Raw genomic sequence first — 18,128 nt, 5'->3', positions numbered from 1 at the left:
TTGAACTTTTTCCCGTGTCAGGACAAAGGGGGGTCCTGGCGGGGCCTCGGCGGTAACCCCCTGCGGGGTCGGTCCCGTTCTGCGGCTGCGGGCTCGCCTCCGGGGCGTCTGTGCCGCTGAGCGCGCTCGTTCCTGTGCGGGTCGTTCGTGGGTGCGCGGTTCCTCGCGCCCCTGGGTCTGTGCTGCTGGGCGTACTTGTTCCCGTGCGGTACGGACGGGGGTGCGCAGTTCCCCGCGCCCCTTTGGGGGCGCCACCTCTGCCGGTCCGTCAGGTGCGCGGGAACCGCACCGGCGGGCCTGCGGTCGATCGGCCACCGCAGGAGGCAGCCCCAGGGGCGCGGGGAACTGCGCACCCACGAACGACCTGTGCCGGAACACGTACGCCCAGCGGCACGGACCCAGGGGCGCCGAGGCCGTACGGGCACCGGGAACCCGGACCGATTACCCGGCGGAGCCGAACGCCGCGTCGAACGAGGCGGACGGGGGGTCGAAGTCGTAGCGGCGGAGGTGGGCCAGGGCCTCCGGCGCCCCCTGGAGGCGGTCCATCCCCGCGTCCTCCCACTCGACCGACACGGGTCCCTCGTACCCCACGGACCGCAGCATCCGGAACACGTCCTCCCAGGGCACGTCCCCGTGCCCGGCGGAGACGAAGTCCCACCCCCTGCGGGGATCGCCCCAGGGCAGATGCGACCCGAGGCGCCCGTTGCGGCCGTCCAGCCGCCGCCGCGCCTCCTTGCAGTCGACGTGGTAGATCCGGTCCTTGAAGTCCCACAGGAAGCCGACCGGGTCGAGGTCCTGCCACACGAAGTGGCTGGGGTCGAAGTTCAGCCCGAAGGCCGGCCGGTGGCCGACCGCCTCCAGGGCGCGCCGGGTGGTCCAGTAGTCGTAGGCGATCTCCCCGGGATGCACCTCGTGCGCGAACCGGACCCCCTGCGCGTCGAACACGTCGAGGACCGGGTTCCAGCGCTCGGCGAAGTCCTCGTACCCGCGCTCGATCATCCGCTCGGGGACGGGCGGGAACATCGCGACCAGGTGCCAGATGGCGGACCCGGTGAACCCGATGACCGTGTCGACGCCGAACGCGGCGGCGGCCCGTGCCGTGTCCGCGATCTCCGCGGCGGCCCGCCGCCGGACGCCCTCGGGGTCGCCGTCGCCCCAGATCCGGCCGGGCAGGATGCCCTGGTGGCGCTCGTCGATGATGTGGTCGCACACGGCCTGGCCGACCAGATGGTTGGAGATGGCCCAGCACTTGAGCCCGTACCGGTCGAGCAGTTCCCGGCGGGAGGACACGTACGACGGGTCGGCGAGCGCCTTGTCGACCTCGAAGTGGTCGCCCCAGCAGGCGAGTTCCAGTCCGTCGTAGCCGAAGTCACGGGCGAGCCGGCAGACGTCCTCCAGCGGGAGGTCCGCCCACTGGCCGGTGAAGAGGGTGAAGGGGCGGGGCATGGGGAAACGGACCTCCTAGGCCGGGACGGTGGTGTAGACGGAGTTCTTCGCGGCGCTCTCCTCGACGGCGGCCAGCACCCGCTGCACCTGGAGTCCGTCGGCGAAGGAGGGATCGGGGCCGGTCCCGGACGCGATGGCGTGCACGAGGTCGCGGGCCTGGTGCACGAAGGTGTGCTCGTAGCCGAGACCGTGGCCCGGCGGCCACCACGCGTCCAGGTACGGATGGTCGGGCTCGGTGACGAGGATGCGGCGGAAGCCCGCGCTCACGCCCGGTTCGGTGTGGTCGTGGAAGGAGAGTTCGTTGAGGCGTTCCAGGTCGAAGGCGAGCGAGCCGAGTTCACCGTTGAGCTCGATGCGCAGCGCGTTCTTGCGGCCGGAGGCGAACCGGGTCGCCTCGAAGGAGGCCAGCGCCCCGGACGGCAGCCGCGCGGTGAACAGGGCCGCGTCGTCCACGGTGACCTGGCCGCGTGCCGCGCCGCCGGACGGCCCGCCGGCCAGCGGCCGTTCCCGGACGAAGGTCTCGGTGAGCGCCGAGACCCCGCTGATCCGTTCGCCCGTGAGGTACTGCGCGAGGTCGATGATGTGGGCGCCCAGATCGCCGAGGGCACCCGATCCGGCGGACTCCTTGCGCAGCCGCCAGGTCAGCGGGGCGTCGGGGTCGACGAGCCAGTCCTGGAGATAGGCGACCCGGACGTGCCGCAGGGTGCCGATCCGGCCCTCCGCGACCATCCGGCGGGCCAGCGCGGTGGCCGGGACGCGGCGGTAGTTGAAGCCGACCATGGCGACCTGTCCCCGGGCGCGGGCCGCCTCGGCGGCGGCGGCCATCGCCTCGGCCTCCTCCACGGTGTTGGCGAGCGGCTTCTCGCACAGGACGTGCTTGCCCGCCTCCAGCGCGGCGATCGCGATCTCCGCATGGCTGTCGCCCGGGGTGCAGATGTCGACCACGTCGACGTCGTCGCGGGCGATCAGCGCCCGCCAGTCGGTCTCGGCGGCGGCCCAGCCGAGCCGGTCGGCCGCGACCCGGACCGCTGCCGGGTCGCGGCCGCAGACCGCCGACAGGACGGGCCGCCGGGGCAGGTCGAAGACCCGGCCCGCGGTGCGCCAGCCCTGGGAATGGGCGGCGCCCATGAAGGCGTAGCCGACCATGCCGATCCCGAGGGGTGGGGCGAGGTGCTCGGTGCGCTGCTCGGGGGTCGCGGCGGCGCTGCCACGGCCGGCCGGGTCGGGCTGTCCCTTGGGGCCCATACGGATGTCCTCCTTCTCGTCGGCGGTCCCGGCACCGCCGGGCCCCGGCCGCTTCACCGGGGCCCGTGCCGCCACCCGGGCCCGTGACGGCGCGGGTGGCGGCCACGGGGATACGGATGCCGCCGTGTTCGCTGTGTGGGGGTGGGCGCGGGCCTCTACTTGAACCCGGTCGCCATGTACTGGTCGACGTTGTCCTTGTCGACGACGGCGGAGTAGAGCGTGACGGACGCCGGGATCTCGAACTCGGCGGTCCCGGATATGCCCTTGCCCTGGCCGAGGGCGCGGGCGAGGTCGATCGCGGACGCGGCCATGGTCGGCGGGTAGAGCACGGTCGCCTTGAGGACGCCCCGGTCCTGCTTGATGGCCTCGAACGCGGCGAGCGCCCCGGCCCCGCCGACCATCAGGAACTCGTCCCGTCCGGCCTGTTCGATGGCGCGCAGCGCGCCGACGCCCTGGTCGTCGTCGTGGTTCCACAGTGCGTCGATCTGCTTCTGCGCCTGGAGGAGCTGGGCCATCTTCGCCTGGCCGGACTCGACGGTGAAGTCGGCGGCCTGCCGGGCGACCTTGCTGATGTTCGGGTAGTTCTTCAGCGCGTCGTCGAAGCCCTGGGTGCGCTGCTTGGTCAGCTCCAGATTGTCGAGGCCCGCGAGTTCGACGACCTTGGCGCCCTTCTTGTCCTTCAGCTTCTCCCCGATGTAGTGCCCGGCGTTCAGCCCCATCCCGTAGTTGTCGCCGCCGATGTAACAGCGGTACGCCTGCGGGGAGTTGAATACCCGGTCGAGGTTGATGACAGGGATGCCCGCACGCATCGCCTTGAGTCCGACCTGGGTGAGCGCCTTGCCGTCGGCGGGCAGGATGACGAGAACGTCGACCTTCTTGTTGATGAGGGTCTCGATCTGCCCGATCTGCGCGGCCGTGTCGTTGGCGCCCTCGGTGATCTCCAGGGTGACGTCGGAGTACTTCTTCGCCCTGCTCTCGGCGTTCTCGTTGATGGCGTTGAGCCAGCCGTGGTCCGCCTGCGGTCCGGCGAAGCCGATGGTGACCGGCTTGCCGGGCTTGTCGCTCGCGGCGGGCTGGTTCTGGTTCGCGGCCGGCTTCTCGTCCTCGGACTCGTTGCTGGTGCACGCCGTGAGCAGGGCGCCCGCGCCGACGGCGGCGGTGCCGAAGAGCAGTCCTCTGCGGCTCGGGATCTGTGGCATGGCGTTGGCCTTCTTCCCTTGAGGGTGCTTCTTGAGGGTGGTGGTGGAGCTGTGGATCCGGGTGCGGGGGGCGGCGGGCAAGGGGGCTCGCCAGGAGCCGGGAGGGGTGCGCGCGGGGCGCTAGGTATGGCTGGAGGTGCGCCGCTGGACGAGGACCGCGGCGACGATGATCGCGCCCTTGGCGATCTGCTGGACATCGCTCTGGAGGTTGTTCAGGGCGAAGATGTTGGTGATCGTGGTGAAGATCAGCACCCCGAGCACGGAGCCCACGATGGTGCCCCGGCCACCGCTGAGCAGGGTTCCGCCGATGATCGCGGCGGCGATGGCGTCCAGTTCGTACAGATTGCCGTTGGTGTTCTGGCCGGAGCCGGACAGGATGATCAGCAGGAACGCGGCGATCCCGCAGCACAGCCCGGACAGCAGATAGAGGTAGAGGCGCTGGCGCCGGACATCGATCCCGGCGAGCCGCGCCGCCTCGGGATTGCCGCCCACCGCGACCGTGCGGCGGCCGAACGTGGTCCGGTTGAGCAGCAGCCAGCCGATGACGGTGACCCCGGCGAAGACGATGACGAGCGGCGGCACCCCGAGGATGTACGCGTCGCGCTCCCCGAGGTCGAGGATGCTGTCGAGGCTGACGACCTGCGTCTTGCCGTCGGTTATCTGGAGGGCGAGGCCGCGGGCGGACGCCAGCATGGCGAGGGTCGCGATGAACGGCACCATCCCGCCGTACGCGATGAGGACGCCGTTGACGAGTCCGCAGCCCAGCCCGACGAGCACCGCCGTGAACAGGATGCCCGCGAAGCCGTACTCCTGGGTGGCGACGGTGGTCGCCCAGACGGAGGCGAGGGCCACGATCGCGCCGACCGACAGATCGATTCCGCCGCTCATGATCACGAAGGTCATCCCGACGGTGACGACACCGATGATGGACGACTGGGTGAGCACCAGTTGCAGATTGGTGGTGTCGAGGAACTCCTCGGGCTTGGTGATCCCGCCGATCAGGACGAGGACGGCGAGGACCCCGACCAGGCTGAGGGTGCGGACGTCCGCACGGGCCAGGGCGACCCGCGCCCCGGACCTCGGGGACCTCCCGCCCGCGCCGCCGGGGTCGGGCGGCTGCCCGGGGGTCTTGCGGAGGTCGGGGCCGGCCGAGGACCCGTCGCGCTGCGCGGGGGACACGGGCTGCGTCATGACGCCGGGCTCCCTTCCGTGGACGGGGCCGCCGGCTGCGCGGCTGCCGTGGACGGGGTCTGCGTGGGCACGGGACTTCCTTCCATGACGAGATCGAGTACGCGGTGTTCGTCGAGTTCGGTGGCGGGCGCATCATGGACGACCCGGCCCTCCCGCAGCACCAGCACCCGGTCGGCGAGTCCGAGCACCTCGGGCACCTCGCTGGAGACCAGCAGCACCGCGAGGCCCTCGTCGGCCAGCCTGCGCACCACCGCGTACAGCTCGGCGCGGGCGCCCACGTCGACACCGCGGGTGGGCTCGTCGAGGAGCAGGACCTTGCAGCCGCGCAGCAGCCAGCGGGCGAGCACCGCCTTCTGCTGGTTGCCGCCGGACAGGGTGCGCACGGGGGCGTCGGGATTGTCGGGGCGCAGGGACAGTTCGCGGGTCGCCTTCTGCGCCGCGGCGCGTTCGGCGCCCCGGTCGACCCAGCCGCCGCGCGCGAAGCGGGACATGGTGGAGACCGAGACGTTGCGGGTGACGGACTCCAGCATCAGCAGGGCCTGCGCCTTGCGTTCCTCGGGGGCGAGACCGAGCCCGGCGCGCACCGCCGCCCGGACGCTGCCGGGGCGCAGTACCTCGCCGTCGACGGTGACCCGTCCGGCGGTGGGCCGCCGGGCCCCGTAGACGGTCTCCAGGATCTCGGAGCGGCCGGAGCCGACGAGTCCGGCGAGGCCGACGATCTCACCGGGCCGCACCATCAGGTCCAGCGGCTCGAACTCGCCTGCCCGGCTGAGTCCTTCGACGGTGAGGACGGGTGCGGGCAGGTCCCGGGGGGCGGGGCGCGGCGGGAAGACGTAGGCGACGTCCCGGCCGGTCATCAGGGAGACGACGGCGTCGGTCGGGGTCGAGGCGGCGGGCAGTCCCCCGGCGACGGCACGGCCGTCCTTGAGGACGGTGACCCGGTTGCCGATCCGGCGGATCTCCTCCAGCCGGTGCGAGATGTAGACGACGGCGACACCGTCGGCGGTGAGGTCGGTGACGATCCGGAAGAGGTTGTCGACCTCGTCCGGGTCGAGCGCGGCGGACGGTTCGTCCATCACGATGAGCCGGACGTCGTGGGAGAGCGCGCGGGCCATGGACACGACCTGCTGGTGCGCGGCGGACAGTTCCCCGACGAGCCGCGCGGGGTCGATCTCCGGGTGGCCGAGCCGTCCCAGCAGGGCCGCGGCGGCGGTACGGGCGTCCCGGCCCCGGACGATGAACCCGGCGGTGGTGGGTTCATGGCCGAGGAAGACGTTCTCCGCGACGGAGAGGTGTTCGACCAGGTCGAGTTCCTGGTAGATGGTGGCGATCCCGAGCCGCATGGCGGCGATCGGGGACTTGAGCCGGACCCGGTCGCCCTGCCAGGTGATCTCCCCGTCGTCGGGCTGGTGGACCCCGGCGAGCACCTTGATGAGGGTGGACTTCCCGGCGCCGTTCTGCCCGAGCAGACAGTGGACCTCACCGGCCAGTACCTCCAGGTCGACGCCGTCGAGGGCGCGGACCCCGGGGAACGACTTGGTGATGCCGGACATATGGAGCAGCGGTGGTTGTGGTGCCATGAAGGGTTCCCCTCGGCGGTACGGCCGGAGCGCGGACGCGGTTCGGGACGGGTTCGGGCGGGCTGGGAGGGCGGCTGAGCGGGTGGGAGCGGGCGTGCGGGAGCGGGTGTGCGAACGGCCGGGGGCGGTCGGCGGCAGGGCGTGCGGGCAGCGCGGAGCACGGCTCCGTGCGGGTGGGCCGAGGGTGACGCGCAACGGCGCGCGGGACGGGCGCGGCGGCGACGCGGCGCTGGTACGGGCAGGTGGCGGCGCTGATACGGGCAGGTGCGGTGCGTGGTGGCACGTGCCATCAGGGTGGTGCGCGTGGTGCGTTCCGTGCGGGCGATACGGGTGACGCCGGTGATGTGAGCGGTGCCTGGTACGGGCGGTGCGTTCCGTGCGGTGCTGCGGCTCTGGGACGGTCGGTGCCTGGTACGGGCGGTGCGGGTGGTACGGGCGGTGCTCGGTGCGGGTGCTGCTCGTTTACGGGTGGTGCGGGTGGCACTGGCGCTGGTGCTGATGGCGCTTGGTTCGGCGGTGCGGCGGTTCGGCGGTGCGCTGACACGGGTGACGCTTGGTGCGGCGGTGCGGCCCTGCTGCGGTGCGGTCCAGCGTTCGTGCGGTCCAACCGGTCCTGCGGCGGTGCGGTGGTGCGTCCGTGCGGGTGGTGCGGTGGTGCGCGCCGGTCAGGCCGGCGAGAACAGGTGGTCGCTGATGAGCCGTGCCGCGCCGATGACTCCGGCGGCGGGTCCCAGCTCGCCCAGGACGATGGGCAGGTTGCCGGTCGCGAGCGGCAGCGACTGGCGGTAGACCTGGGTGCGGATCGCGGCGAGCAGGGTGTGACCGAGCCCGGTCACACCGCCGCCTATCACCACCAGGCCGGGATTGAAGAAGCTGACGAGTCCGGCGATGACCTGACCGGTGCGGTTGCCGCCCGCGCGGATGAGCTCCAGCGCGGTGGCGTCCCCGGCCGACGCGGCGGCGGCCACATCGGCGGCGGTCAGCACCCCGGCGGCGGCGAGACGGGCCGCCAGCTCGTCGGAACGTCCCTGCTGGGCGGCGTCCATGGCGTCCCGGGCGAGCGCGGCGCCGCTGAAGTACGCCTCCAGACAGCCCCGGTTGCCGCAGGCGCAGGGACGGCCGCCGGGGTCGACCTGGATATGGCCGATGTCCCCCGCGCTGCCGGTCGTCCCCCGGTGGACCTCGCCACCGACGACGATCCCGCAGCCGATACCGGTGCCGATCTTGACGCAGAGGAAGTCGCCCACGGAACGGGCGACGCCCGCGTGCTGCTCCCCCATCGCCATCAGGTTCACGTCGTTGTCGACCATGACGGGGCAGCCCAGCTCCTGGCTGAGCGCCTCGCGCACCGGGAAGCCGTCCCAGCCGGGCATGATCGGCGGGGCGACGGGGACACCCTCGGGGAAGCGGACCGGTCCCGGGACGCCGATCCCGGCACCGTCGAACCCCTCGGCGAGCCCGGAGGCCCGCAACTTGGCCGCCATGGCGAGGACTTGTTCGAAGACCGCCACGGGGCCGTCGCGTACGTCGAGGGGCTGGGTGATGTGGCCCAGCACCTCCAGTTCCGCGTTGGTGACGGCCACGTCGGCCGAGGTGGCGCCGATGTCGACACCGAGGAAGCGGAGCTCGGGAGCGAGCCGGATGTTGTGGGAGCGGCGGCCTCCCCGGGAGGCGGCGAGCCCGTCGGCGGCCACGAGTCCGGTCTCCAGCAGCCGGTCCACCTCGACGGCGAGCTTCGACCGCGAGAGGTCGACCCGGTCGCCGAGCTGGGCCCGCGAGTGGGGGCCTTCGTCGCGCAGCAGCTTGAGCAGTCGCGCCTGATGCGCGTTGGCGGGTCGTGCCGTCATACGTCTCACGTGCCCCTCCCCGCCTGTTCGGCTGTTCCCTTTTTGCTTTCGGGTGGAACGTAGCAGCGGTTGCGCGGGCTGGGAAGAAGTTACGTCGAGATTGGCATCGACTTTTTCCCGACTCAGGACAAAGGTCGGTGCAACCCACACCGGCACGGCCGCCCACCTCGCACCGCGACGGCAGCACACACCGCCGACCGGACGCCCTCCTTGATCTGAATGAACGTCACCATTACTGCAATAAGGGCAATTGGCCGAAATAATCCTATAAACAGAACGGTAAAGGGGAGTCGTGAGACCGGGATCTTGAGACCGCTGCTCACGGAAGGCGAACCCCGCATGAGAGGCAAACGTCGACGGACCGCGCAGGCGGCCCGCCGGGTCGGCGGGGTGACCGCCGCGTGCTGTGTGCTGGGGGCGGGGTTCTCGATGCTCACCCCGCTGGGCCCGGCGAACGCGGCCGAGGTCGTGCCGTCCCCCGCGGACAGCGCCACCGGAACGGTCACGACCGGCCCCGGTACGGCGACCGGGGACGCGGCGGCCGGAACCGGCCCGGAGGCCGACCGCGCGGCGGCGCCTCCGTCCGGTGCGGAGGGGAACGTACCGGGCGCGGCGGGGGCTACGGGCGGGGCCGGTGCGACTGGGGCTACCAGTGCGGCCGGTGCTGACGGTGCTGACGGTGCTGACGGTGCTGACGGTGCTGACGGCTCACGGACCGGCCTGGTCGGCGCGACCGGGGCAGCCGACGGTACGGGTGGGGCAGGTGGGGGCGGGCCGATTGACGACGCGTCGTCAGACACGGCGCGGGGCACGGCCCTCGCGGGGACGGAAGCGGGTACGGGGACGACAGCGAGCGCGGGGACCGCGGAGTCACCCGCACCTCCCGTGGCCGGAGGACCCGGTGCCGGACACCGCGTCATCGCCCAGGACGGGCCCGACGTACGGAACGCACCGGCTCCGGCCCCCGCACCCACCTACGCCGACAGCACCGCACCAGCGCCCGGCGCCACCCCCACGCCGGACGCACGCCCCGCGCCCTCGCGCTCCGGCGCACCCACCACGTCCGCCCCGGCCGCGCCCCCCACGCCCACCCCCGCGCCCCCGACGCTGACACCCACACCGACAGCCACAGCGACACCGACACCGACGGCACCGGCCTCCCCCACCGCACCACCCACCGGCACCGCCACCCCCACGCCCTCGGGAACCCCCTCGGAAACCGCCCTGGGGACCCCCGAATCCGGCGCCCCCGGCCCCGGCCCCGCACCCGCACGCGCCGACCTCGCGCTCAGCTCCGAGTTCGTGCCGCGTACGGCCACGCACCGGCTGGCCGCCGAGGGCGACGGGCTCACCCACACCTACCGGCTCACGGCGATCAACCACGGACCGGCGCGCGCGGTCGACGTGGTCGTCACCGATGAACTGCCCGCCGCCCTGGAGTACGTCTCCGGGCCGCGCGACTGCGCGGCCCGCGGCCGTACCGTCACCTGCGGGCCGCTCGCCGCGCTCAGGGCGGGCGAGTCGTACTCCTGGCTGATCACCGTCCGGCTGTCCCCCGGGTACACCGGCGACGGCTCCGACATCACCAACATCGCCGCCGTGTCCTCCGGTACACCCGACCCGGACCACGGGAACAACCAGGTGTCGCTGGGCGGTCTGGGCGGTGTCCCGCCAGGCGTGGGCATCGCGGACCTCTCGCTCGGCAAGACCGCCGTCCTTCCCGAAGGACGGTCCTGGGTGGTGCCCGGAGACACCTTCACGTACCGCGTCGAGGTACGCAACCAGGGCCCGGGGACGGCCCGGGACGTCAAGGTCACCGATCCGCTGCCCCGGGTCCTGAGCTTCGTCTCCTCACCGGACGGCTGCGCGGTGTCCGGCCCCACCCGGCAACTGGTGACATGTCCGTCGCTGGAGCGGCTCCCGGCCGGGGAGCACGCGGTGTACCGGATCGTCGTACGGGTGCTGGACGAGACCACCCTGCGCGGCGGGTCGGGCGGCGGCGGGCACGGCGGCCATCAGCACCAGGGCTGCGAGATCGAGAATCTCGCCACGGTGACCTCCTCCACCCGGGACCCGGACCCGGCCGACAACACCAACCCGCCCGGCACCACCGGCCCCGGCGGCGGCCCCCTGTACCTCAAGCACCCGGGAGGCAAGCCCAGCCCGCACCCGACCCGGCCGCCCACCCCGCGTCCCACCCCGCACCCCACCCGCCCCGGCGACGGACACGGGCCGGGCCACGGACACGATCACGGGCACGGGAAGCCGGGCGGCGGCCGTCCGCACCTCGCGGACTCCGGCCGGGAGGTTCCCGGCTGGCTGCCCTGGTCCGCAGGCGCGGCGCTGACCACGGGCGGTCTCCTGGTGTTCCTCGCCCGCCGCCGCGACGGCTCGTGACCCACGACCGCGCCTGACCAGGACGGCGCCCGGCCCCCGCACGGTCCCGGCCGGGCGATCCGGCCGGGCGCCGCCCCACCGGCACCCGGCCACCCCGGCACCCGGCCACCCCGAAGCCCCCCGCGCACCACGAACACCACACACCCGCACCCGCACCCGCACCCGCACCCGCACCCGCACCCGCACCCGCACCCGCACCAGAGAACGAGGCTCCGCGGAAATGAGATCCCCCCTGGGCCCGGTCCGCGCCAGGACCCGCCGCGCCCGTCCGAGGTTCTTGCTCGCCGTACTGTGCGGGCTGCTGCTCTGTCCGGCGCTGACCGCCGCGGCGAGCGGCGACGGCGGGTCGCCCCCGCAGCGTGCCGCGGAGCGCGGCGCACAGCCCCGCGCGCTGAGCTTCCCCGTCCATGAACCGTTCGACGGGGCGGCCGGGAACCTCGGCTCGCTCACCGGTACGGCGAGTTACGTGAGCGACGGCTGGCTGCGGCTCACCAGCGCCGCGGGCAACCAGGCCGGGGGCTGGCAGATGAACGACTCGTTCTCGACGGGTCTCGGGATCGTCGCCGAGTTCACCTACGCCTCCTACGGCGGCACCGCGTTCGACGGCAGACGCGGCGACGGCATCGCGTTCTTCCTCTCGGACGGCGGCGCCGCCAACGGCACCGGCGCCCCGGGCGGCGCGCTGGGCTACGCCTGTTCCGGGAACCCCTGCACCCGGGCCGGGGTGCCCGGCGCCTTCCTCGGTATCGGGATCGACGAGTTCGGCAACTTCTCGTCGGGGCTGGTCGGCAACGGCGGGCCGGGCAGCCAGGCCAACCGGATCGTGCTGCGCGGCGGCGGCAACGGCAACACCGGCTACCGCTTCGGCACCTCCGTGATGGGCCCCGGCAACACCGTGGAGACCACGGGTCGGGGCGACTACCGAACGGTCCGGGTCAGTCTGGTGCCGCGCTCGGGCAGGCTGCTGGTGTCGGTCTGGTCCGACACCGGACCGGGCACCGCCCTGAACCGGATCATCACGGACAGCGACGTGAGCGCCATCGCCAACCAGCCCGCGCTGCCCTCCACCCTGAAGGTCGGGTTCTCGGCGGGGACCGGCGGCGCCACCAACATCCATGAGATCGGCGACCTCAAGATCAATGTCCCGGCGGACCTGTCGGTCACCAAGACCGCGGACCGGACCACCGTCCCCGCGGGCGGCGGCCCGGTGACGTACACGGTCCGGGTCGCCAACAGCGACGCCAACGACGTGACGGGCGCGCAGATCCGCGACACGGTCCCCGGGCTGACCGGCGTGACCTGGACATGCGCGGCGACCACGGGCAGCGCCTGCGGGCAGGCGTCCGGCAGCGGGAACACCCTGGCGACCACCGCCGATCTGCTGCGCGGTGGCTCCGCGACGTACACGATCACCGGTACGGCACCCGCGCAGCCCGCCACGCTCGTCAACACCGTGACGGTGACACCGCCGGGCAACCGCTCCGACACCGACGCGTCCAACAATTCCGCGAGCGTGACCACGACGGTCACCGCGCTCGCCGATGTCTCCGCGGCCAAGTCGGGGGTCGGCTCCGGCCCGGTGACCCCGGGCCAGGAGTTCGACTACCGGGTCACGGCGACGAACAGCGGCCCCTCGGACACGTCGGACGTCGCGATGACCGACACCCTGCCCGCCGGTCTCACCTTCGTCTCGTCCACCGACGGCTGCACCGCGAGCGGGCTGACGGTGACCTGCCCGGCCCGGGCCACGCTGCCCGCCGGGCGGTCCTCCTCCTGGGTGTTCCGGGTGCGGCTCGACCCCGCGTACACCGGTGACGGCTCCGCCCTGCGCAACACCGCGACGCTCACCCACGCCGTGTCCGACCCGAATCCGGCCAACAACACCAGCGCCGCCGCTCTCCCGCCCGGCGGGGTCACCGCCCCCAGGGCCGATCTGCGGACGGTGAAGCGGGCCGTGGGCGCGACGCCCGTGGCACCGGGCCGGACCTTCGATTACGAGGTCACGGTCACCAACGGCGGCCCGTCCGTGGCCCGTCAGGTCACGCTCACCGACCCGCTGCCGGACGCCCTGTCGTTCGACTCGTCCACCGGCGCGTGCACGGCGGCCGGCCGGAACGTGACCTGCGGCCCGGTCGCGGCCCTCGCCCCCGGCGCCTCGGTGACCTGGACGTTCCGGGTGCTGCTCGACCCCGGTTACGACGGTGACGGCACCGGGCTCCGCAACACGGCGACCGTCTCGTCCGCCACCGGCGACCCCGATCCGTCCAACAACAGCGGCTCCGCCGGTCCGCCGGGCGGCCGGACCGCCCGGCCGACCGCCGATCTGGTCCTCACCAAGCAGGCGAGCTGAGCCCGGCACGGGCCCGCCGCCCATTTCCGCCGCCCTGCCCGCAGAGCCCGCCCCGACCGCCGCCGCCCGCCCCGTACGGGCCACCCCGGGCACAGCCGCCCTCCCCGCAGGGGCCGCCCAGGCCACCGTGTCCCGTCCGCGGGCCCCGCTCCGGCGCCCGCTCCCCCGATCCGTGCCGCACAGCCCCTGTGAGGCCCGAGCATGAACGGAAACCGATGCGATGAGACCGAAGAGACGTGCCGGGCGCCGCCGTCCCGTGCTGCGCGGCGCGGTCGCCGCGCTGGCCTGCGCGGCCGTGCTGTGCGCGGGCGCCGGGCCCGCGAGCGCGCTGGCTCCGCTGACGCCCGCGCAGGTGGTGACACAGCTGGGCCGGGCGCCGGGCCTCCGTGCGGACACCCCGCCCGGCGGCCTGGTCACCTACACGCTGACCGCCCGTAACAACGGCCCTTCGGTGGCCCGTGACGTCATCGCGACGGACACCCTGCCGGAGGGCCTGGAGTTCGTGTCGTCGGCGGACGGCTGCACCGCGTCCGGTGGCACGGTCACCTGCGGGCCGGAGCCGGAACTGCTGGTCGGCGAGACGAAGTCGTGGACGTTCGTGGTCCGGCTCAGCCCGTCCTACCAGGGCGACGGCACGGACCTCGGGAACACCGCGACCGGTACCTCCGAGGCGGAGGACCCGGACCCCGGCAACAACACCACCGACCCGGTCACCCCGGTCGGCCCCTTCGACCCGGTGTCGGACCTGAACACCGTGAAGACGGCGCTCGGGAGCGGACCGGTGGTGCCCGGTGAGGAGTTCGGCTACCGGATCACCACGGAGAACACCGGTCCGTCCGACGCGCGCAATGTCACCGCCACCGACACCCTGCCGCCGGGGATCACCTTCGTCTCCTCGCCCGACCCGTGCGTGGCGGCCGGACAGCGGGTGACCTGCGGGCCGCGGGCCCGGCTCGCGCCCGGCGCGAGCGTGTCATGGGCGTTCCGGGTCAGACTGAGCGACGCGTACAGCGGCGACGGCTCCGATCTGCGGAACACCGCCACCTCCACGTCCGACTCGACGGACCCGAACCCGGAGGACAACACCTCGCCGCCGGTCCTGCCGCCGGGCGGGGTCACCGGTCCGCAGGCCGATCTGTGGACCACCAAACAGCCCTCGACCACGGCACCCGTCTCCCCCGGTGAGACCTTCGGGTACACGGTCACCGTGACCAACGACGGTCCTTCGCGGGCGCTGGACGCCCGGGTCACCGACACGCTGCCGGCCCCGCTGGCGTTCGTGTCGTCGCCCGACGGCTGCACGGCGACCGCGCAGACCGTCTCCTGCGGTCCGCAGCCGGTACTCGCCCCGGGCGCGTCGAAGACCTGGCGTTTCACGGTACGGCTGGACGAGGCGTACCGGGGTGACGGCTCCGACATCGCCAACACCGCCACCGTGTCCTCCGACACCGACGACCCGGTGCCCGGCAACAACACCAGTCCCCCGGCGGGGCTCCCCGGCAGCACGGTCAACCAGCCGTACGCGGATCTCGCGGTGACGAAGGAGGCGGTCGGCACGACGGCACCGGTCCCCGGCCGGACGTTCGACTACCGCATCCGGATCACCAACAACGGCCCGTCGGCCGACGCGTTCAACGTACGGCTCGCCGACGAGCTGCCGACGGGGCTGACGTATGTGTCGTCCTCGCCGAGCGGCTGCACCGTCTCGGGCCAGGCGGTGTCCTGCCGCCGCGCCAGCCCGCTGCGGGTCGGTGAGACGGCCGAGTACGTGCTGACCGTCCGGGTGGACCCGGCGTACAAGGGCGACGGCAGCGATCTGCTGAACACCGCGAAGGTCACGGCCGACAACATCGACCCGGCCTCGGAGAACGACACCGACACGGCGACCGTGCCGGGCGGTCAGGTGGCGGCGCCCTCCGCGGACCTCGGGATCGTCAAGCGTCCGGTGACGAGTACGCCGATCGCGCCCGGCGAGATGTTCGACTACGAGGTCACCGTCACCAACAACGGACCGTCGCAGGCCGAGCAGATCACGGTCACCGACGCGCTGCCGACCGCGCTCGGGTTCGTCTCGTCGGAGGACGACTGCGAGTCCGGTGACACGGTGGTCTGCGGTCCGCTCGCGACCCTGGCCCCCGGAGCCTCGGTGACCTGGGTGTTCCGGGTGAAGCTGGATCCGCGGTACACGGGTGACGGCTCCGACATCCGCAACACGGCGCGGGTCGGGGCACTGACCCAGGACCCCGTACCGGGCAACGACTCCAGCACGACCGGTACCCCCGGCGGCTCGGTGAAGAGGCCGACGGCGGACCTGGAGGTGACGAAGGAGACGCCGTAGCGCCACGGCACCAGGAGAACGGGGCGGGCCCGCGGCACACGGGCCCGCCCCGGCACGTTCACCGGGTCACGCCGTGCGGCGGACCGTCGCCGGGATCAGGGGCAGCGCACGACCTGTCCGGCGTAGGACAGATTGCCGCCGAAGCCGAAGAGCAGCACGGGCGCGCCGGAGGTGATCTCCCCGCGCTCGACCAGCTTGGAGAACGCGAGCGGGATGCTGGCGGCGGAGGTGTTGCCGGAGTCGACGACGTCCTTGGCGACGACCGCGTTCACCGCGCCGATCTTCTCGGCGAGCGGCTCGATGATCCGCAGATTGGCCTGGTGGAGCACGACGGCCGCGAGGTCCGCGGGGCTGAGCCCGGCGCGTTCGCAGGCCTCCCGGGCGAGCGGGGGCAGCCGGGTGGTGGCCCAGCGGTAGACGCTCTGGCCCTCCTGCGCGAAGACCGGCGGGGTCCCCTCGATACGCACCGCGTGCCCCATCTCGGGCACCGAACCCCACAGCACGGGACCGATCCCGGCCTCCTGGCCCGGCTCGCACGCCTCGACCACGGCCGCGCCCGCGCCGTCACCGAGCAGCACACAGGTGGTGCGGTCGGTCCAGTCGGCGATCTGGGTCATCTTGTCGGCGCCGATGACCAGCGCCCGGGTGGCGGCGCCCGCGCGGACGGTGTGATCGGCGGTGGCCAGGGCGTGGGTGAACCCCGCGCACACGACGTTCAGGTCGAGGGTCGCCGGGCTGGGCATCCCGAGCCGGGCGGCGACCCGGGCGGCCATGTTCGGGGACCGGTCGATCGCGGTGGAGGTCGCGACGACGACCAGGTCTATCGCGGCAGGGTCGAGTCCGGCCGCGGCGAGGGCCTTGGCGGCGGCGTGCGAGGCGAGGTCCTCCACCGGCTCGTCGTCCCCGGCGATGTGCCGGGTACGGATACCGACGCGGGACCTGATCCACTCGTCGCTGGTGTCGACCATCCCCGCCAGGTCCTCGTTGGTGAGGACTCCGGCGGGCTGGTAGTGGCCTAGCGCGGTGATGCGCGTGCCGGACATGGGGGTCCCCCTTGGTACCGGGTGAGATCACGGATCTGCCAGTCTGCTCAGCGACCCGCCAGTACGAGGGAGTGTAAAGCGACAGGATTCGGGCGCGGGCGTTGTTGGCTCCGCCCATGATCGCAGGCCGACCGCCGGCCGCCGCACGCGCCCCCGCCGTCCCACCGGTCGTCCACGGTGTTCCCGGGCACCGCACAATGGGCCCGTGCGGGTGCCCTCGGGCCCTCGCCGGACACCACACGCACAGAACCGGGACGGACGACCATGGGACGTGTCACCGAGCGCCGCCGGATCGTCCGGATCAGGGACGGCAGGGCCGATACCCGCGCGGACACGCTGGTCGCGGAGGAGCCGCTGGAGATCCGGCTGAACGGCAAACCGCTGGCGATCACGATGCGCACCCCGGGCGACGACTTCGCGCTGGCGGCGGGCTTCCTGGTCAGCGAGGGGGTCATCGGGGCGGCGGAGGAGGTCGCCGGGATCGCGTACTGCGCGGGCGCGACGGCGGACGGCGGCAACACGTACAACGTCGTGGACGTGCGGCTGGCCCCCGGGGTCGAGGTGCCGGACATCACACTGGAACGGAACGTCTACACCACGTCGTCCTGCGGGCTGTGCGGCAAGGCGAGCCTGGACGCGGTGCGGACCACCACCCGGTGGCCGGTCGCGGACGAGCCGCCGCTGCGGCTGGCGCCGGAGCTGCTGTCGGCGCTGCCCGACCGGCTGCGGGCCGCGCAGCAGGTGTTCGACCGGACGGGCGGACTGCACGCGGCGGCGCTGTTCGACGAGCACGGGGAGCTGCTGGACGTCCGCGAGGACGTGGGACGGCACAACGCGGTCGACAAGGTGGTGGGCCGTGCCCTGCGGTCCGGGCGGCTGCCGCTGTCCCGGGGCGTGCTGCTGGTGTCGGGGCGGGCCTCGTTCGAGCTGGTGCAGAAGTGTGCGATGGCGGGGGTGCCGGTGCTGGCGGCGGTGTCGGCGCCGTCGTCGCTGGCGGTGGACCTCGCGGCCGAGACGGGCATCACCCTCGTAGGCTTCCTCCGCGGCCCGAACATGAACATCTACGCGAACCCCGACCGAGTCACCCTCCCCTCCCCCTGAGTCCCTGTGCGGGTATCACGTGGCTGCCCGGTGCAGACGAAGGGCGACGGAATGGGCGCCCCTTGAGGGGCGCGGGGAACTGCGCAAAAGACGAGGGCGGACCCGCACCCGAAGAGCGACCGCAATGGGGCACCACCCAGGGGCGCGGGGAACTGCGCACCCACCGAGCGACCCGCACAGAAACACGTACGGCCAGCCGGACAGACCCAGGGGCGCGAGGAACTGCGCACCCACGAACGACCCGCACGGGGACAGATACGCCCAGCCGTGGAACCCCAGGGGCGCGGGGAACCGCGCACCCCACGAGCGACGGCACAGGAACAAGTACGCCCAGCCGGGACGAAACGGTGGACCGAGGCCGGCCAAGGCCACTAGCGTCGCGTCGGTGGCC

General features: G+C 73.2%; 11 protein-coding genes. 4 read left to right on the top strand and 7 right to left on the bottom strand.

Annotation, left to right across the window (positions count from 1 at the left end):
* Positions 1 to 441 precede the first annotated feature (441 nt).
* The 6 genes from AB852_RS20250 to AB852_RS20225 form a co-directional block, all read right to left on the bottom strand.
* Positions 442 to 1,446, bottom strand: a complete 1,005-nt coding sequence (locus tag AB852_RS20250; RefSeq protein WP_073790346.1) for a sugar phosphate isomerase/epimerase family protein — start codon at positions 1,444 to 1,446, stop codon at positions 442 to 444.
* A gap of 15 nt (positions 1,447 to 1,461) precedes the next feature.
* Complete coding sequence (locus tag AB852_RS20245; protein WP_073790562.1) at positions 1,462 to 2,691, bottom strand: Gfo/Idh/MocA family protein; 1,230 nt, start codon at positions 2,689 to 2,691, stop codon at positions 1,462 to 1,464.
* A 155-nt stretch (positions 2,692 to 2,846) separates the two neighbouring features.
* Positions 2,847 to 3,890 (bottom strand): substrate-binding domain-containing protein, encoded by a 1,044-nt coding sequence (locus tag AB852_RS20240; protein WP_073790560.1) that lies wholly within the window; start codon positions 3,888 to 3,890, stop codon positions 2,847 to 2,849.
* A gap of 120 nt (positions 3,891 to 4,010) precedes the next feature.
* Positions 4,011 to 5,081 carry an ABC transporter permease gene (locus AB852_RS20235; RefSeq protein ID WP_073790343.1) on the bottom strand — a complete coding sequence of 357 codons (1,071 nt, stop codon included), beginning with the start codon at positions 5,079 to 5,081 and terminating at the stop codon, positions 4,011 to 4,013.
* Positions 5,078 to 6,661, bottom strand: a complete 1,584-nt coding sequence (locus tag AB852_RS20230) for a sugar ABC transporter ATP-binding protein (protein WP_073790341.1) — start codon at positions 6,659 to 6,661, stop codon at positions 5,078 to 5,080. Before AB852_RS20230 ends, AB852_RS20235 begins: the two co-directional genes overlap by 4 nt.
* 665 nt (positions 6,662 to 7,326) lie before the next feature.
* Complete coding sequence (locus tag AB852_RS20225; RefSeq protein ID WP_073790339.1) at positions 7,327 to 8,508, bottom strand: ROK family transcriptional regulator; 1,182 nt, start codon at positions 8,506 to 8,508, stop codon at positions 7,327 to 7,329.
* 885 nt (positions 8,509 to 9,393) lie between these two features.
* Between AB852_RS20225 and AB852_RS20220 the strand changes: the two genes are divergently transcribed.
* From AB852_RS20220 to AB852_RS20210, 3 genes are all read left to right on the top strand, one after another.
* On the top strand, positions 9,394 to 10,905 hold the full coding sequence (locus AB852_RS20220) for a DUF11 domain-containing protein (protein WP_073790337.1): 1,512 nt from the start codon (positions 9,394 to 9,396) through the stop codon (positions 10,903 to 10,905).
* 220 nt (positions 10,906 to 11,125) lie between these two features.
* The gene (locus AB852_RS20215; RefSeq protein ID WP_073790335.1) at positions 11,126 to 13,255 is read left to right on the top strand and encodes a DUF11 domain-containing protein; all 2,130 of its coding nucleotides are present in this window, start codon (positions 11,126 to 11,128) and stop codon (positions 13,253 to 13,255) included.
* 220 nt (positions 13,256 to 13,475) lie between these two features.
* Complete coding sequence (locus AB852_RS20210; RefSeq protein WP_073790333.1) at positions 13,476 to 15,593, top strand: COG1361 S-layer family protein; 2,118 nt, start codon at positions 13,476 to 13,478, stop codon at positions 15,591 to 15,593.
* 95 nt (positions 15,594 to 15,688) lie between these two features.
* On the opposite strand, the gene AB852_RS20205 is transcribed toward AB852_RS20210, so the two are convergent.
* Positions 15,689 to 16,636, bottom strand: a complete 948-nt coding sequence (locus tag AB852_RS20205; protein WP_073790331.1) for a beta-ketoacyl-ACP synthase III — start codon at positions 16,634 to 16,636, stop codon at positions 15,689 to 15,691.
* 264 nt (positions 16,637 to 16,900) lie between these two features.
* Here AB852_RS20205 and fdhD point away from each other — a divergent pair, with 264 nt between their 5' ends.
* Positions 16,901 to 17,737, top strand: coding sequence for a formate dehydrogenase accessory sulfurtransferase FdhD (gene fdhD, locus AB852_RS20200; protein WP_073790328.1), 837 nt, complete (start codon positions 16,901 to 16,903; stop codon positions 17,735 to 17,737).
* Positions 17,738 to 18,128 lie beyond the last annotated feature (391 nt).

The sequence above is a fragment of the Streptomyces uncialis genome (assembly GCF_001905345.1).
Classification (GTDB): Bacteria; Actinomycetota; Actinomycetes; order Streptomycetales; family Streptomycetaceae; genus Streptomyces; species Streptomyces uncialis.
The sequence above is the reverse complement of the archived record's forward strand: the minus strand, read 5'-3'. Positions and strand labels throughout refer to the sequence as shown.

Excerpts from the sequence above, each read along its gene's own strand:
- AB852_RS20240 (WP_073790560.1), bottom strand. The coding sequence starts at position 3,890 with ATGCCACAGATCCCGAGCCGCAGAGGACTGCTCTTCGGCACCGCCGCC.
- fdhD (WP_073790328.1), top strand. The coding sequence starts at position 16,901 with ATGGGACGTGTCACCGAGCGCCGCCGGATCGTCCGGATCAGGGACGGC.
- AB852_RS20235 (WP_073790343.1), bottom strand. The coding sequence starts at position 5,081 with ATGACGCAGCCCGTGTCCCCCGCGCAGCGCGACGGGTCCTCGGCCGGC.
- AB852_RS20250 (WP_073790346.1), bottom strand. The coding sequence starts at position 1,446 with ATGCCCCGCCCCTTCACCCTCTTCACCGGCCAGTGGGCGGACCTCCCG.
- AB852_RS20215 (WP_073790335.1), top strand. The coding sequence starts at position 11,126 with ATGAGATCCCCCCTGGGCCCGGTCCGCGCCAGGACCCGCCGCGCCCGT.
- AB852_RS20245 (WP_073790562.1), bottom strand. The coding sequence starts at position 2,691 with ATGGGCCCCAAGGGACAGCCCGACCCGGCCGGCCGTGGCAGCGCCGCC.
- AB852_RS20225 (WP_073790339.1), bottom strand. The coding sequence starts at position 8,508 with ATGACGGCACGACCCGCCAACGCGCATCAGGCGCGACTGCTCAAGCTG.
- AB852_RS20210 (WP_073790333.1), top strand. The coding sequence starts at position 13,476 with ATGAGACCGAAGAGACGTGCCGGGCGCCGCCGTCCCGTGCTGCGCGGC.
- AB852_RS20230 (WP_073790341.1), bottom strand. The coding sequence starts at position 6,661 with ATGGCACCACAACCACCGCTGCTCCATATGTCCGGCATCACCAAGTCG.
- AB852_RS20205 (WP_073790331.1), bottom strand. The coding sequence starts at position 16,636 with ATGTCCGGCACGCGCATCACCGCGCTAGGCCACTACCAGCCCGCCGGA.